Raw genomic sequence first — 16,537 nt, 5'->3', positions numbered from 1 at the left:
TGCCAGTGCCAGTGCCGGAGAATGCAGGCGCGTCGAATCCACGGGAAAGAGGGGAGCGGGGTGAAAGGGCGCGAGGGCGTGGTCTTCGGAGTCCTTTCGCGGCTGCGTTTCGGCGTTTCCGGGTGTCGGGAGCGGCGGAGGCCGAGGTCGTTTCCGAGGTTCGGGCCGCGGACGCAGGCCGCTCGGAGGGAGTGGCCGGGCGGGTGCCTGCGACCGTCGGGAAGCGCCGCTCACCTGTGCTTTCACGGTGGTAGGCCACTGGCGGAGAATCGGAGCAATTTCTTCCGCTTAAGTGTCTGCCATGGTGTCGCTGCGCTGCACGACAGGAAGTCGCCGCCCCGCAAGGACACCCCAGCCGAGAGCCGGAGCCTTCTGCCGGGAGGACCTTGACGGACCGCAAACCTGCTGCAAGACTCACTGCGAATTCCAGACGCCACCGGAGGCGCGGGCTCGTGACAGCCATTCGTGACAGCGTTTCCGCTGTGCGTTGTTTCAGGTTTCTGGCGGCCGGCAATGCCGCTTCCGCATATGGCGTCTACCTCAATCTCGTCGCCTTCAATCTATTCGTCTACGACTTCACCGACAGCGCGTTGCAGACCGGCCTCGTCATGGCGGTGCGCCTTCTCGTCGGGCTGATAGGCGGAGTGCTCGCGGGGAAACTGGCGGCGCGTCTCGATCTGAAACGCATGATGATCACAGCCGAGTCGGCCCAGGCTCTCGGACTGATCACTCTGGTGGTCTTCCACCGCTTCACGGGCGTATGGCTGCTGTACGCGGTCGTGGTCGTCGCGGGCCTCTGCTCCAACTCCAACGGCGTCGCGCTGCGCACCGCCGTACCGGCCATCGTCGGGGCGGACAGGCGTGTGTGGGCCAACGGCCTGCTGGCGAGCTGCCGTTCGGTCGCGATGGTCGCCGGATTCGCTTCGGCGGGCGTCGTTGTCTCCCTGCTCGGGCACACTGCCGCGTTCCTCGTCTCCGCCGGCACGTTCGCGCTCTCCGCGGCCAACCTCGCCTGGCTCCCGCTCCGTACGCGCACGGACTCCGGGGAGACCGGGGCGGAGGGGCGCGTGCCCCCTGAGCGGGGAGGCGGCCAGGAGGAGACACGGCCCACGCGGGCAAGGCGCATGGCGGCGCTGGCCTTCGGGGCGCTGCCTCCGCTGGTGCTGATGCTCGTCGCGGTCAGAGCCGTGGACGGGTTCGGCTCCTCGGCGCACAACGTGGGCATGCCGGTCCAGTCCCGTGCCGTGGACCCGGACGACCCCGCTGTGTTCATGAGCCAGTTCTGGACGACGTGGGCCATCGGGAACCTCATCGCGCAGCGGCTGACGACGCGGTACGCGAAGCGCCGGGGAGCCCCGTCCGACACCGCTTTCGCCGTCGGCGTCATGATCATGTCGGCGGCCTTCATCCTCGCCTTCGCCGGGCTGCCGGTCTGGCTGGCCCTCCCCGTCATCGTCCTCGCCGGCATGGCCGACGGGTTCACGGAGAACGCCTTCGTCTCGCGCCTGCAGACCCTCCCCGAGAAGGGCCGGGCCGCCGCGTTCGGCCTCGCCGCCACGACGGAGAACACGGCGTTCGGCCTCGGAATGGTCATCAGCGCCTCGCTGCTCGAACGCTTCTCGCCCTTCGGGGTGGTGGGGGCCATGCACGGTGCGGCACTCGTGCTGGGGCTGGCCTTCCTGCTCATACGCCGGCGTCTGGCGGCCGCACCGCGCGAGCCCTCGCACCAGACCGCGGACGCCGCGCCGGAGCGGGAACGGGAGGTCAACCGATGACTGTCTCGGCGGACGGCCGGACAGCGGTCGTCGGTATCGCGTTGCGGATGCCGGGAGCCCGTACGGCGGGGGAGTTCTGGCGGACCATCCGCTCGGGACGCTCGCACATCCGCCGCTTCACACCGGAAGAGTTGGAGGCCGCGGGCGTCGACCCCGCTCTCGCCCGGTCGCGCGACTACGTCGGGGCCACGGCCCCGCTCTCCGGGATCGCCGAGTTCGACGCGCCCTTCTTCTCGATGAGCGGCCGGGAGGCGGCGCTGACGGACCCGCAGCACCGCCTGTTCATGGAGTGCTGCCACCACGCCCTGGAGGACGCCGGATACGCGGGCGATCAGAGCGGCGCCCGTACGGGCGTGTACGCCACCAGCGGCTTCCACCTCTATCCGTTCCGTTCCTACCTGCACAGCAACGTCCTCGAAAGCCTCGACAGCAGCTTCCTCTCCGGCCTGCACCGCACGGTCGGCGGGCACACCGACTTCATCGCCACCCGCACCGCGTTCCGTCTCGGTCTGACGGGTCCGGCCTTCGGCCTCCAGAGCGCCTGCTCCAGTTCCCTGGTGGCGGTGCACCTCGCCCGTCAGTCGCTGCTGACCGGCGAGGTGGACCTCGCCGTCGCGGGTGCCGCGGCCGTCCACGTGCCGCAGATAGCGGGCTACGAGTACGCGGGGGGTTCCGTGCTCTCCGGCACTGGCCGGTGCCGTCCCTTCGACGCGTCGGCCGACGGCACCGTCGGAGGCAACGGTGTGGCCGCTGTCGTCCTGAAGCGGCTCGACCGCGCCCTCGCCGACGGCGACACCGTGTACGCCGTGATCCTGGGCAGCGCGGTCAACAACGACGGCAAGACGAAACAGCACTTCACCGCGCCCTCGGACGAAGGGCAGCGGGACGTGATCCGTCAGGCCCTGGCCTCCGCCGAGGTGTCCGCGGAGACGATCGGCTACGTGGAGACGCACGGCACCGGCACCTACAAGGGCGACCCCATCGAATTCGGCGCCCTCAGCAAGGCGTTCGCCGAGGACACCGACCGCGCCGGCTACTGCGCGATCGGCGCGGTCAAGGCCAACATCGGCCATCTGGACGTGGGTTCGGGACTGGCCGGGCTGATCAAGGCCGTACTGGTGCTGCGGCACGGAACCGTCCCGCCGCTCGCCGGTCTCACCTCCGCCAACCCTCTCCTCGCCCTGGAGGACAGCCCGTTCTACCTGCCGACCGAGCTGAGCCGGTGGCCGCGGGACCTCTCCCCGCGCAGGGCGTCCGTCACCTCCCTGGGCGTGGGAGGCACCAACGTGCACATGGTCGTCGAGGAGGCACCCCGCGCCCGGAGCCGCGGCCGGAGCCGCGGCCGCGTCCCGGCGCCGGGCGGCGGAGGTGCCGGGGAGATGCCCACGCTGCTGCCCGTGTCCGGGCTCGGACGGCAAGCGCTGCTGGCAGCGGCGACCCGTCTGCGCGGGCACCTCGCCCTCCGTCCGGCGGCGCGCCTGGAGGACCTGATGACGACCCAGGCCCTGGGCCGCCGCCATCTGCGGCACCGCCTCGTGGTGTTCGGCCGCACACGTACCGAACTGGCCCACGCGCTCGACGACTTCATCACCTCGGCAGAGGCACAGCAGGCCAAGCAACCGCCCCAGGCACAGCCGTCCCAGGAACAGCCGTTCCGGGAGCAGCCGTCCCAGGAGCAGGCGCCGCATGGGCCGCGGGGGGAGCGGGAGCGGCCGGGGGCCGGGCGCACCTCCGTCCGCCGCCGGTGGACCGAGGGCGTGGTGCCCCGGACCCGGCTCGCGCCCGTGGGCTGGATGTTCAGCGGCCAGGGCGACAACCGGCCAGGCATGGCAGGGGAGTTGTACGAGCGCTTCGCGCCGGTACGCAGAACGCTGGACGCCTGCGAGGAGCAGTTCAGGGACGAGTACGGGCGGTCGCTGCTCTCCCAGCTGACGGGCGCCGGCTCGCCGGGGGACCGGGCGGCGGAGCAGGTACCGCAGGACCGGCAGGCGGCCCTCTTCGCCCTCCAGGCCGCGCAGTGCGAGCTGTGGCGGGCGCTGTGCGGGGAGCCCTCGGCCGTCGCCGGACACAGCGTGGGTGAGTACGGGGCCCTGTACGGGGCGGGAGCGCTGTCCCTCGAGGACGGTCTGCGCCTCACCGCCGAACGGGGCCGGCTGATGGAGACGGGCTGCGCCGACGGCGCCATGCTCGCGGTCTTCGCTGACGGTGAGGCCGTGTCCCACGTCCTCGCGGAGTGCCGGGGCATCGACCTGGCAGCGGTGAACGGGAAGCGGCACCAGGTGGTCGCCGGCCCGGTGGAGGAAGTCGAACGGGCCGCCGCCCTCCTGGCCGGGCGTTCGGTGCGCGTCCACCGACTCGCCGTCGACCGCGCCTTCCACAGTCACCAAGTCGAGCCGGTTCTCGGCGAACTCGAGGCGCTGGCCGCACGGGCCGGGCTCCGCCCCACGCGGCTGCCCTTCGTCAGCGCGGTGGACGGCGAGATACGGCCGGCGGGCTGGGTGCCCGACGCGGCGTACCTGCGCGGGCAGGCCCGGGAAGCCGTGCGATTCGACCGCGTGCTCGAGCAGTTCACCGGGATGGGCTGCGCGGTCCTCCAGGAGCTGGGGCCCGGTTCCGTACTGAGCGGCCTCGCCGCGCGTGCCGGGCTGCCCGCCACGGCACTGCCGACCGTGCGGGCGGGTGGGGAGCTGACGCCGCTGTGGACGGCCGTCGCGGAGATGCACTGCCGCGGCTACGCGCTCAACTGGCGGGAGGCCGTCGGCTGGAGCGGTGGCGGGCGGGTGCCCATGCCGGGCTATCCGTTCCAGCGCAAGTCGTATTGGACGGGGCCCGAGCTCGTCGAGAGCCCGGCGCCGGAGAAGGCCGAAGAAGACGAAGGGGGACCCGTGATGACGGGGACGGAAGAGGAAGCACTGGCTCGGGTGATACGGCTGACGGCCGATCACCTGGGCATCGACGAGGCCGAGTGCGAGGCGGAAGTACCGTTCTTCGATCTGGGGGCCGACTCGCTGCGGATGATCAATCTGCTGCAGGACGTCGAGCACCTCTACGGCGTGAAGGTCGCCGTGCGGGAGGTCTTCGAGGGGGTCGACACGCCGCTGCTCCTGGCACGGCTGGTGGCCGAGCGCTCCGGAGGAGAGGCCCGCACGCCGCGCGAGGAGGCGCCGTCCCCCGCGGGCGCGCCGGACACGGTCGGCCAACTCCCGCCGTCCGCCGCCGAGTCGGGGGGAACTGACGGCCCCGCGCCTGAGCCCGTTGCCGGGGCTCCCTTCGCGACCCAGGCGTCCGTCGACGCCCTCACCGCGCAGGTGAACCAACTCATGCAGATCCAGATGCAGTTGATGCAGCAGGTGTCGGAGCTGCTCGCCGCCGGACTGCCGGCGGCACCGTCGGACGGCCGGACCGCGGGCGTGACCCGATGAGCACCTCCGGCAGTACCGACCTGACGCGACTCACCGCTCTCGCAGCGAAGATCACCGACCAGATCGCGCAGCTCAAGGCGACGGAGCACGCGCGGCAGGAGCACGGGAGGTCTGAGCACGCGGGGTCTGAACACGAGGGGCCGTCCACCGTTCCGGGACCGGTCCCGGGAGCCGACCCCGACTCCGACCTCGCTCCCGCCCTCGACCCCGCCCCCGCGCCCGAGTCCCGCCATGCCCCCGAGTCCGGCCATGCCGCCGGAGCCCGGGTCCACGGACCGCGGGTGACGGTCTCCCGCGACTCGTCCATGGCGTCGGCGGTGCCCGCATCACGAGGTCATGTCGACGAGCTGGTCGAGCGGTTCACCGCCCGCACGGCCCGCTCCAAGGCGCTCGCCGGCCGCTACCGGCCCGTGCTGGCCGACAGCCGCGCCACGGTCGGCTTCCGCAACTCCACCAAGGAGATGCTCTATCCGCTGGCCGCGCGGCACGCTAAAGGCGCCCGGCTGACGGACGTCGACGGCAACGAGTACGTCGACATCACCATGGGCTTCGGCACCCTGCTCTTCGGTCACGAGCCGGACTTCCTCACCGAGGCCGTGAGCAGCCACCTCTCCCGTGGGCTGCGGCTCGGCCCCCGAAGCCCGGAGACGGGCGAGGCCGCGGAGCTTCTGACGGGGATGACCGGCCTGGAGCGCGTGGCCTTCGCGACGTCCGGCACCGAGGCCAACGCGTCGGCGTTCCGCCTGGCCCGCGCCGCCACAGGACGCTCCAAGATCGTCGTGTTCCACGGTGCCTACCACGGGCACGCGGACGCCACCCTCGGCCGCAGCGTCGGCAAGGGCGCGGACCGCCGGACCGTCCCGCTGTCGCCGGGCGTCCCCGAGGGCGCCATGGCCGACCTGATCGTCCTGGACTACGGGGCTCCGGAGAGTCTCGACACCATCGCCGAGCACGCCGACGAGATCGCGGCGGTGGCGGTCGAGCCCGTGCAGAGCCGCAACCCCTCGCTCCAGCCTGTGGAGTTCGTGCGGAAGCTGCGCGAGCTGACGAGCCGCACGGGCATCGTCCTGCTCTTCGACGAGATGCTCACCGGGCTGCGGCCGCACCCGCGCGGCGCGCAGGAGCTGTACGGGGTCGTGCCCGACCTCGCCACCTACGGGAAGCTGCTGGGCGGGGGCTTCCCCATCGGTGCCGTCGCCGGCCGGGCCGACCTCCTGGACGGCGTCGACGGCGGGCAGTGGCAGTACGGCGACGACAGCTACCCGGAGCGTGAGACGACGTTCTTCGGCGGCACCTACCTCCAGCATCCCCTCGCGATGACGGCCGCCTGCGCCGTGCTGCGGCGTCTGAGCGAGGAGGACGGCGAGGTACAGAGAAGCCTCAACTCCCGTACGGGGCAGCTCACCGACAGGCTCAACCGCTTCTTCGAGGAGGAGGAGTTCCCGCTCAGGGCTGTCCACTACGGCTCCATGTTCCGCTTCGAGCACCGCGCCGACCTGGAACTCCTCTACCACCACCTGGTGTTGCGGGGTGTCTACGTCTGGGAGTGGCGGAACTTCTTCCTCTCCACCGCGCACTCGGACGACGACATCGCCTTCGTGGAGCGGGCTGTCGCCGACTCCCTGCGGGAGCTGCGCGGGGCGGGCTTCTTCCCGCGCCGGAAGGCGGCGCGCACCCCGGCGCGGACGAGCCCCGCCTCCCCGCCGCGGCGTGCCGCACCCGATGTGAGCCTGTACTTCTTCGGCGACTATCCGGAACAGCAGTCCGCCGCCGACGCCTACGACACGATCACGGAGGCCGCCCGCTTCGCCGACGAGCAGGGCTTCCACGCCCTCTGGCTGCCGGAGCGCCACTTCCACTCCTTCGGCGGCGTCTTCCCCAACCCGTCGGTGCTCGCCGCCGCGCTGGCACGGGAGACCGCACGGATCCGCATCAACGCCGGTTCCGTCGTGCTTCCGCTGCACGATCCCCTGCGGGTCGCGGAAGAGTGGTCCGTGGTGGACAACCTCTCCCGCGGCAGGGTCGGCCTGGGCTGCGCCGGCGGCTGGAACGCCCGCGACTTCGCCTTCTTCCCCGAGCGCTTCGGCAGCCACCGGGAGTCGATGTACGAACAGGTCGCGGACGTGCGGGCGTTGTGGAGCGGCCAGGGCCTGCGGAGGCGGACGGGCGCCGACGAGGCGGACCTGAGGATCTTCCCCCGGCCCTTCCAGCGCGAACTCCCCATGTACACGGCCATCGTGGGCAACCCCGAGTCGTACCGTAAGGCGGGCCACCACGACCTGGGCGTCGTCACCAACCTCATGGGGCAGAGCCCCGAGCAGCTCGCCGAGAACATCGCGCTCTACCGCCGGGCCCGGGCCGAGCGCGACCTCGACCCGGACGCGGGCAGGGTCACCGTGCTGCTGCACACCTACCTCGCGGACGACCACGCGGAAGCCCGGGCCACCGCGTACAAGCCGCTCTTCCGCTACATGCGCTCCTCCCTGTCGCTGTTCGGGCAGATGACGAGCAGCCTCGGCCGGCGCGTCGACCTGGCCTCGCTCAGCGAGGACGATCTCGACGCCGTCTTCAGCCGCGCGTACGAGCGGTACTGCGACCAGCGGGCGCTCATCGGCAGCCCGCAGCAGTGCCTGCCGGTAGTGGACGCCCTCCGCGCCGCCGGCGTCGACGAGGTCGCCGCCCTGCTCGACTTCGGTGTGCCGCATCGGGCACTCCTGGAAGGGCTGCCCCGTCTGAACACCCTGCGGCAGTCGCTGCACGGCGACGTCCCGCAGCCCGGCCGTGAAGCGATCAGTGTGCGGCCGTCCGCAGCACAGCCGTCCGCCCGGGAGAGGTCCGGCGGCCCGCCGCCGGTAGAGCCGTCCGCCGGCGAGCTCTCGGAAGGCGCCCCGCTCTCGCCCGGTCAGCGCCGAATCTGGATCCTGGAGCAGCTGCTGCCCGGCCGCTCCGCGTACAACGAACCCGCGGCGATCCCCCTCGACGGCCCCCTCGACACGGACGCGCTGCGCGAGGCGCTGAGCCGGCTGACGGAACGCCACGAGGTGCTGCGGACGGTCTTCCGCACGGAGGCGGCCGAGCCCATGCAGTACGTCCTGCCGCATGCCGCTCCCGAACTCCCCGTCGTCGACTGCCCGGAGAGCAGCGAGGCGGCAGCCATGCGCGAGGCGCTGGCCGAGGAGAGCGAGCGGCGCTTCGACCTCGAACGCGGCCCCCTCTTCCAGACCCGGCTGCTGAGGCTGGGCGAGCAGAGGCACGTGCTCGTCCTCTCCTTCCACCACATCGTCGTCGACGGGGTCTCCGCGGGCATCGTCACGCGCGACCTGTCCGCCCTCTACCGCGCCGCGCGGTCCGGCACGCGGGACGAGCTGCCCGAACTGCCGCTCACCTACCGGGACATCAGCCGTCGGCAGGCGGCGGACGCGCGGGCGGACGATGCCCGCGACGGGGACCTCGCCTACTGGAAGGAGACCCTGAGCGGCGAACTGCCGGTGCTGGACCTCCCCACGGACCGGCCGCGCCCGCCGAGGCCGTCGGCACGGGGCCGGTCCCTGCACCGGACCCTCCCGCCCGAACTCGTGGCAGGGCTGCGGAAGTCGGGCCGCAGCGCCCGGGCGACGCTGTTCATGACGCTCCTGTCGGGGTACGCGGCGATGCTCCGAGAGGTCAGCGGCCAGGAAGACATCGTCATCGGCACACCCGTCTCCGACCGCCCCGAGGGCACCCACGACCTGGTCGGCTTCTTCGTCAACACCCTTGCCCTGCGCCTGGACTGCGGCGGCGACCCCACGTTCCGGCAGCTTCTGGAGCGGGTGCGGAGCACGGCGCTCGACGCGTACGACCACTCGGGGACGCCTTTCGACACCGTCGTCAACGCGGTCGCGCCGCCCAGGGAGGACACCTCCCGCGCGCCCGTCTTCCAGGTCATGGCCGAGTACGAGAGCGGGCCGCCGTTTCTCCTCGACCTTCCCGGCGTCACGGCACGTCCCGCCGCCGTCGGAGCGGACAAGGCGCTGGTGGACCTGACGGTGTACTTCTCGGTGACGGGCGACAGCGTCGAGTGCCGCTTCGAGTACAGCACCGACCTTTTCGACGAGGCGACGGTCGCCGGCTTCGCGGCACGGTTCGAGCGCATCCTCCGCGCAGCCGCGGCTGATCCGTCCGTGCGGCTGGCCGCACCCCGCACTGGGGCTTCGGCGGAGGGCACCGCCCGGCCCGTCGAGGACACCACCGTGCACGAACTCTTCGCCAGGCAGGCCCGGCGGGACCCCGGGCGCCCCGCCGTCTCCGCGGCGGACTGCTCGCTGAGCTACGGCGAACTGGACGAACGCGCGGAGCGCCTCGCGGAGTCGATCCGCGGACTGCCGGTGGACGGCGGGCCGCCGGTCGCGCTGTGGCTGCCGCGCTCCGCGGGGTTCGTCGTCGCCGCGCTGGCCGTCCTCAAGACCGGACGCGCCTGCCTTCCGCTGGATCCGGCGCTCGGGCCGCAGCGCGTGACCGACGTCCTCGAGGACAGCGGGGCCCGCATCGTCCTCACGAACGGCGACGCTCCCGCCCTGCCGCCGCTTCCCGAAGGCGTCACCACGTTCGACACGGGCGGGGCGGCCGATACACCCGCCGGCTCCGCCGGGCAGGCTCTCGCATCCGTTACGGCGGCATCCGACGGGGCCTCGGAAACCTGCTGTCTGATCTACACGTCCGGCTCCGAGGGCAGGCCGAAGGGCATCGGACTCAGCCACCGCGGACTGGTGAACCTCGTCCAGTGGCATCACAGCCGGTTCGGCACCGGCCCCGGCACCCGCGGAGCCGTCGTGTGCAGCCAGAGCTTCGACGCGTCCCTGCTGGAGATCTGGCCCGTTCTGGCGGCGGGCGGCAGCCTCGCCGTCGCCGGGGACGAGGTGCGGCTCGACCCCAGGGCCCTGAGCCGCTGGTACGCACGGGAGGGCATCACCTTCACCATGCTCCCGACGGCGCTCGCCGAGGAGGTGCTGGCCCTGCCCCCGGACCAGCAGCCTCCGCTGCGCCATCTGGTGTGCGGCGGCGAGCAGTTGACGAGGCGCCCGCACGCCGGAGCGCCGTACGGGACGGTGAACGTCTACGGACCGTCGGAGGTCACCGTCCTCGCCACCACGCATACCGTCCCCGCGGTTCCGGCGGACGGAGACGACGGCCCGATCCCCATCGGGTACCCGATCGACAACACCCGGCTGGACGTGCTGGACGCAGAGGGACGGCCCGTCCCCGCCGGAGCTGTCGGGGAGCTGCACATCACCGGGCCGGGGGTGGCGCTGGGCTACCACTCGGACCCGGAACTGACCGCGGAGCGGTTCGTCCCCACCACAGGCGGCGTCCGCTACCGCACGGGCGACCTCGTCGAAGTCCGTCCCGACGGAGCGCTGGTCTTCCGCGGGCGCGCCGACGACCAGGTCAAGATCAGCGGTTTCAGGGTGGAGCCGGCCGAACCGGACCGGGCGCTGCGCGGACTGCCCGGGGTGCGGAACGCGGCCGTGGTGGCCCGCCGCGACCCGCGGCGCGGCAGCCGGCTGGTCGGCTACGTCGTCCCCGAGGACGCCGGCAGGGCAGCGGAACCGTCCTATCCGGCGGAGCTGGAGCGGCAGTTGGACGCGAGGCTTCCGCACTACATGGTTCCCCGGGAGTGGGCCGTGCTGCCCGGACTCCCGCTGAACGTGAACGGCAAGCTGGACCGCTCGGCTCTGCCGCCGGGCACGGTCCCGGCGCTGGCGCCGCCGCGTACGGACGACGCCGGCGCGGCAGCGGGAGGACCGGACGTCGAGGCGACGCTGCGCAAGCTGTGGGCGGACGCCCTCGGCGCGGACACCGAACACCTCGCCGACGACGTGTCGTTCTTCTCCGCAGGCGGCGACTCCCTCAGCGCGATCCGCCTGGTGGGGCGTGCCGTGGAGGAGTTCGCCACCGACTATCCGGTGGTGCGCTTCTTCGAGCAGCCCACGCTCAGAGCGATGACGGGCTACCTCACGGGCAGCCCCGGCCCTTCCGGCACCGGCACCAGCACCGGCACCGATCCCGGCGCCCCCGACCCCGCGGACGCCGGCGCCGTCGAGGAACGCGCACCGGCCACCCGGGAGCAGACCGGCATGGTGATGCGGCACGAGCAGACCAGGGAGCCGCAGGTCTGGAACGTCGCCCTCAGACTGCGGTGCGAAGGCCCCCTGGACGTACCGGCCCTGCGGCGCGCGCTGGAGAAGCTGATCCACCGGCACCACGCGCTGCGCAGCCGGTACGCGTGGGAGCACGCCACAGCGAGCACGAGCACGAGCACGAGCACGAGCCCCGGCCCCGGCGGCGCCCCCGGGGCAGGAGAGCCGGAGCCCGGGCGGGAGTTGTGGCAGGAGGTGCTGGCGCCGCGTCCGGTGCCCCTGCCGGTCGAGGACCTGCGCGAGGTGCCCCCGCCCGAGCGTGCGGAACGGCTCGAGACCGAGTGCGACCGCATCGCGCAGACGCCGTTCGACGTCGCGAGAAGCGTGCAGCCCCGTGTGAGGCTCTTCCGCACGGGAGACGAGAGCTGCACGCTCATGCTCGTCCTGCACCACATCTCGTGCGACGGGTGGAGCGTGAGCGTCCTGCTGAAGGAGTTCGGCACGCTGTACGGCAACGAGGCGGGGCGCCTTCCTCTGCGGCCGCTGCCCGCGCCGACCTCCCAGTGCACCGACTACGCGCGACTGCAAGCGAGTTCGGCCCTGTCGGAAGAGGAGCACCGCCGCCGGGTGGACTTCTGGGCGGACCGGCTCGCCGGCTGCCGGCCGGACAGCGGGCTGCCCGCGGATCATCCCCGTCCCGCCGTGCTGTCCGGGCGGGGAGACACGGCCCACGCGGTCGTGCCGGCCGAACTCTTCGGCGCGCTGCGTGACTTCGCCCGCGAGACCGGGACGACGCCCTACGCGGTGATGCTCGCGGTCCTCGGCCGGCTGCTCCACCTCCGCAGCGGCAGGGAGGAGACCGTGCTGAGCACCGCGTACGCCAACCGCGCGCATCCCAGCACGGACACGCTCGTCACGTGCACCGCCACCATCCTGATCCTCCGGCTGCGCACCGGCGGTGACGAGACGCTTCCCGAGCTGTGCCGCCAGGTGACGTCCGGGTTCGCGGAAGGCGTCGCCAACTTCATCCCGTACGCGCGGATCAGAGAGGGCCTGTCACGGCATCACGGCATCGAACTGCCCAACAGCATCCCCTTGGGGGCGACGTACCAGAACTCGATCGATCTGAGCGTCGACCTGCCGGGCGTGAGCACCGTCGTCACCGATCAGACCGGACTGACGGCCCGCCGCGACTGCAGCTTCAGCTTCCTTCCGTGCCCCGACGGGACGGCCGAGATCCACACCGAGTTCTCGACGGACCTCTACGAGCCCGGAACGGTGGAGGGCTGGCTCGCCGAGTACGCCGGCCTGGCGGACGCCATGCTGCGCGAAGCCCGCGCGCTCCCGCCGCCACGCGCCGAGCCCCCGGCGTGCTGACCCCGCCCGGCGGGCGAAGCGGCCGCCCGCCCGCTCAGCCGTCCGCCGTGCCTGGGCCGTCAGCCGCCCCTGCGCCGTCCGTCGCGGATGCGCCCTCCTCGACGGCTTGCTCGACGCCCTCGTCGACGGCTTGCCCGACTGCTTCCTCGACGCGTTCGCGTACCCACGAGAGGAAGTCCCGTACGGCGGCGCCGGGGAGGGGATCCGGGGAAGAGCGCGGCCGCTCGAAGCTGCGCACCGCGGCCTCGATGAGCGGCCGGAACTCCTCCTCGGCCGCGGCGATCCGGCGTGCCGCGGCGCGCTTGGCCGTCCAGCGTCCCGTGCGGCAGAAGACGACCGAGCGGCAGCCGTTGAGCACGCGGTTGTCGGCGAGGTGCCCCTCGCCGTCGGTGTGCTCGCGGACGGACGCGAGGAGCGCGGCCAGCACCTCGGAGCGCGCCGGTGCGGCGACGGCCTCCCGCGCGGGACGTCCGTACAGCCGGAACCCGGACTGGCGGGCGACCGAGCGGTCGATGACGTACCAGAAGGCAGGGGACTGCGAGGGGTCGAAACCCGCCCGGTTCGGCAGCAGGGGACCGGTGTTGAGGTCCAGCAGGTACCCGGCCCCGCCGGAGGGCCGGCTCACGGCGTCCGCACCGTAGACCACCAGTTCCAGGCCGGGTGCCGGGCAGTGCAGACCCGGGTGGGAGAGGGCGTCGGCGAGGTCGCGCAGCGCGGAGTGGGGCAGCGTGGGCTCCACGACGACCGTGACGTCCACGTCGCTGCGGCCGTGCCGGTAGTCGCCGAGCGCGAGGGAGCCGACGGCGAGGACGCTCACGAGCCGCTCACCGCACACGCCGCGGGTACGGGCGACGAGTTCGTCCAGGTAACCGCGGAGTTCGCCCGGGAGGGGCCGCCGTTCTTCGCTGCTGCCGGTCACCCGCCCAGTATCCACACCGTGATCGAAGCCGGCGAAGGCGGCGAAGACCGTGGCCGCTCAGCGCTTCCGCCGGCCGGAGCCCGGTCGCCGTCAGCGCCCGGTCCGGATCAGCGCGGCCTCGTCCGACGGGCGACGTACGGCGGCCGGCGGGGTGGTGGCCTCCGCAGCCCGCTGCGGCTGCCCGGGGGCCGGCACCTCGATGGTGCAACCGGGCAGGTTCCTGGCGAACCGCCAGCCTCCGCAACCGAGTTGGAGCCGGAGATCCCAGGTGCCGGGCGCGAGCGGCCGGCCGTTGTCGGCCGACGACGGGTCGACGGTGAACTCGGTCTCGAACCGCAGAACACACAGGTCCCGTCCGTGGTCCGCACCGGGCAGGCGTGCGGCCAGCCATGCCGGCAGCCGCAGCCGCAGCCGCCGGGCGGCCCGGGCCGTCGCCTCCGCCGCCCGTGAACGCCTCCGCAGGGGCTCTTCGACCACGCGGTGGTCCAGGGGCACGCTCAGGACGGTGCCGCCCTCGCGGTGCCTGAGCAGGCCGCGTACGTTACTGCGCCGCACCGCCTTGGTGAAGTCGGCCGCCTCGGCGGCCCCCGGTACGGCGGCGACGCTCGGCGGCAGGCGCAGCACGTAGCGGCCCTGGTCGCGGTGGAAGGCCAACGGCCGGGCGCCTGCCCGCTGTTCGCGCTTGCGGACCAGCCGCGAGTCGCATGTGACGGTGAGCCGCCCGCCGTCCCACTCGGCGCGGCTGACGTGCGGCCGGTGGTCGATCCCGGACTCGAACCGGGCCTGCCTCTCCAGCGGTGCGAGCTCACCGTGCCGGGCGAGAGCCGCGACGATCCTCAGCCGGGTGGGAAGTGACGAGTCGGCCTGGAGCGGCATGTCGGCGGCCAGCGCCCCGACGGCGTCGAGCCATTGCTGCCGGCGGCCGCGGGGCTGGTCGAGCAGGCTGCGTCCGCCGAGCCGGGCGAGCGCCTTCTTGCCGTACCAGTTGGCGGCCAGACGGTAGCGGTGGCGGTCCGGGGTGACGCGGGTGCCGGGTGCGTCCAGGATGTCGAGCACCTTGCGGATGCTGTCGGTGTAGGGGCCCGGTTCGATGGTCCGGTAGCTGATGTTGTGCTCGTCACCCTCGTGCTTCACCCAGTGGTAGCAGGTGTAGTCGTGGACTGTGGCCACACGGTCGGTGAGGAGATAGGCGCGCAGGGTGAACATGTGGTCCTCGAGCCGCACTTGTCCCTCCTCGAAGCGCAGCTCGTTCCTCTGAAGGAAGTCGCGGCGGAAGAGCTTGTGCACGGTCATCGAGGCGAGCAGCGCCACGTCCGAGCGCAAGTCCGCTGCGGAGAGGGGTCGTTCGAAGAGGGCGTGGGGGGCGCGGCGTCCGTGTCCGGCGACGCGGCCGACCACGATGTCCGCGCCGGTCTCCCGGGCCCGCCCGTAGGTGCGTTCAAGGGCCTCGGGGGCGAGCCAGTCGTCGTCGTCGACGAAGTAGACGAACTCTCCCCGCGCGGCGTCCATACCGATGTTGCGCGGCCTGCCCGGCCAGCCGGAGTTCGGGGTGCGGATCACGCGTACTGTCCGGCCGGCCCCCCGGCGGGCAGCCTCGGACTCCAGCAATGCGGGCGTGCCGTCGGTGGAACCGTCGTCGACGTAGACGACCTCGAAGTCCGTGCGGGGCAGCGTCTGGGCGAGGAACGAGCGCAGTCCGGCCAGGACCGTCCCGCCGGTGTTGTGGGTGGGAACGACGATGCTGACCTTGAGCGGTGTCCTGCCATCTGCGGGCGCTGTGGTACGCAATGCGGCCTTTCGGACGGGACGTGCCTTTACCTGTCTTCCTGACCGCACGTTACGTATCGAAGGTTAAGAGCATGCAACGGGTCAGAAGGGGCGTCGTGAACGGTCGCGCTGTGCAGGCCCTCTCCGTGCACTGTCCGCCCGCGCACAGCACGGGTGCCACGCTTCCCGCCGGGGAATCCGTGGCCTGCCTCACTCCCGTCAGGGCCGGGCGGAGGAGCCGGGCGCGGAGGACGCGCGAGCCAGAACACAGTCGAACTCGACCACCCGCCCGGTGCCCTCCTCCCGCGTGACCGGGTACAGACCGGTGATCCCGAAACCGGCCTCCTCGTACGCGGCGATGGCCTCGGTCATGTGGGGACTGCCCTCGTACAACTGCAACGCGGCCACTTCGGACTGCATCCCGACGTACTCGCCGAGCCGCTCACCGGCGCCGGCGAAGACCTCCATGTCGAAGCCCTGCGTGTCCATCTTCAGGAACGGCCTGGGATCCGCGAGCCCCTCCAGGGCCTCGTCCATGACCTCGTCCAGACGCTCCACCTGCACCTGCGCCGTGCGGGTGTCGGCGAACCGCCTGTAGCGCCGCTGTCCGTACGCGCTCGGCTTCAGCAGCGAGTTCATGGTCTTCCAGCCCAGGTGCATGCTCTGCACGGATGCGCTGCGCCCCAGTGCGCAGGGGCGTACCCACCAGTCCGGGTCCCTCTCGGCTGCCTTCCGCAGCCCGGCCAGGGGGTCGGGAACGGGTTCGAAGGAGACGATCCTGCCCCGGTAGCCCGACTCGCGGAGTTGCCTGCCGTACTGCCCGCGGTTGGCGCCCACGTCGATGACGCAGTTCACCTCGTAGTTGACCAGGAATTCGGCGACGTGCCGGGCGCACAGGGCACTCGCCGCCGCCTTCCGCAGGCCCCACCCCTCGGCCGGCGCACGGGCGCCCCGCCGTACGCCTCCGACCAGCCACGTGTCGGCGCTCACCTTCGTGGCGCTGTACCGGCCGCGCCGCGAGATCACGGCCGCACCCGGGCCGAGGTCGAGTACCTGCACTCCCAGCCGAGGGAGCGCACCGAGCGCCTTCCTGAACACAGTTGCCATGTCGTTCGAGGCTAGGTTCATGCTCGGCGTCCCTGTCAAACCGGGGGCGGGGCC

At 72.4% G+C, this 16,537-nt stretch carries 6 protein-coding genes; 3 read left to right on the top strand and 3 right to left on the bottom strand.

What is annotated here, in order from left to right:
- The first annotated feature begins 482 nt into the window (after window positions 1-482).
- The 3 genes from H181DRAFT_RS21120 to H181DRAFT_RS21110 are packed head-to-tail and all read left to right on the top strand — an operon-like array spanning window position 483 to window position 12,690.
- Window positions 483-1,775 carry an MFS transporter gene (locus H181DRAFT_RS21120; RefSeq protein WP_045866148.1) on the top strand — a complete coding sequence of 431 codons (1,293 nt, stop codon included), beginning with the start codon at window positions 483-485 and terminating at the stop codon, window positions 1,773-1,775.
- A complete protein-coding gene (locus tag H181DRAFT_RS21115) occupies window positions 1,772-5,197 on the top strand; it encodes a type I polyketide synthase (RefSeq protein WP_045866147.1) in 3,426 nt (1,141 codons plus the stop codon). Before H181DRAFT_RS21120 ends, H181DRAFT_RS21115 begins: the two co-directional genes overlap by 4 nt.
- Complete coding sequence (locus H181DRAFT_RS21110; RefSeq protein ID WP_052708678.1) at window positions 5,194-12,690, top strand: non-ribosomal peptide synthetase; 7,497 nt, start codon at window positions 5,194-5,196, stop codon at window positions 12,688-12,690. Before H181DRAFT_RS21115 ends, H181DRAFT_RS21110 begins: the two co-directional genes overlap by 4 nt.
- Window positions 12,691-12,724: 34 nt before the next feature.
- Here H181DRAFT_RS21110 and H181DRAFT_RS21105 read toward each other — a convergent pair whose 3' ends face one another.
- From H181DRAFT_RS21105 to H181DRAFT_RS21095, 3 genes are all read right to left on the bottom strand, one after another.
- On the bottom strand, window positions 12,725-13,609 hold the full coding sequence (locus H181DRAFT_RS21105) for an aminoglycoside adenylyltransferase domain-containing protein (RefSeq protein ID WP_078895894.1): 885 nt from the start codon (window positions 13,607-13,609) through the stop codon (window positions 12,725-12,727).
- 90 nt (window positions 13,610-13,699) lie between these two features.
- On the bottom strand, window positions 13,700-15,397 hold the full coding sequence (locus tag H181DRAFT_RS21100) for a glycosyltransferase family 2 protein (protein ID WP_052708677.1): 1,698 nt from the start codon (window positions 15,395-15,397) through the stop codon (window positions 13,700-13,702).
- A gap of 198 nt (window positions 15,398-15,595) precedes the next feature.
- On the bottom strand, window positions 15,596-16,483 hold the full coding sequence (locus H181DRAFT_RS21095) for an FkbM family methyltransferase (RefSeq protein WP_045866146.1): 888 nt from the start codon (window positions 16,481-16,483) through the stop codon (window positions 15,596-15,598).
- Between the last annotated feature and the right edge of the window lie 54 nt (window positions 16,484-16,537).

The sequence above is a fragment of the Streptomyces sp. WMMB 714 genome (assembly GCF_900090125.1).
Taxonomy (GTDB): domain Bacteria; phylum Actinomycetota; class Actinomycetes; order Streptomycetales; family Streptomycetaceae; genus Streptomyces; species Streptomyces daqingensis.
The sequence above is the reverse complement of the archived record's forward strand: the minus strand, read 5'-3'. Positions and strand labels throughout refer to the sequence as shown.

Coding starts and splice junctions, on each gene's coding strand:
- H181DRAFT_RS21095 (WP_045866146.1), bottom strand. CDS start 16,483: ATGGCAACTGTGTTCAGGAAGGCGCTCGGTGCGCTCCCTCGGCTGGGA.
- H181DRAFT_RS21110 (WP_052708678.1), top strand. CDS start 5,194: ATGAGCACCTCCGGCAGTACCGACCTGACGCGACTCACCGCTCTCGCA.
- H181DRAFT_RS21115 (WP_045866147.1), top strand. CDS start 1,772: ATGACTGTCTCGGCGGACGGCCGGACAGCGGTCGTCGGTATCGCGTTG.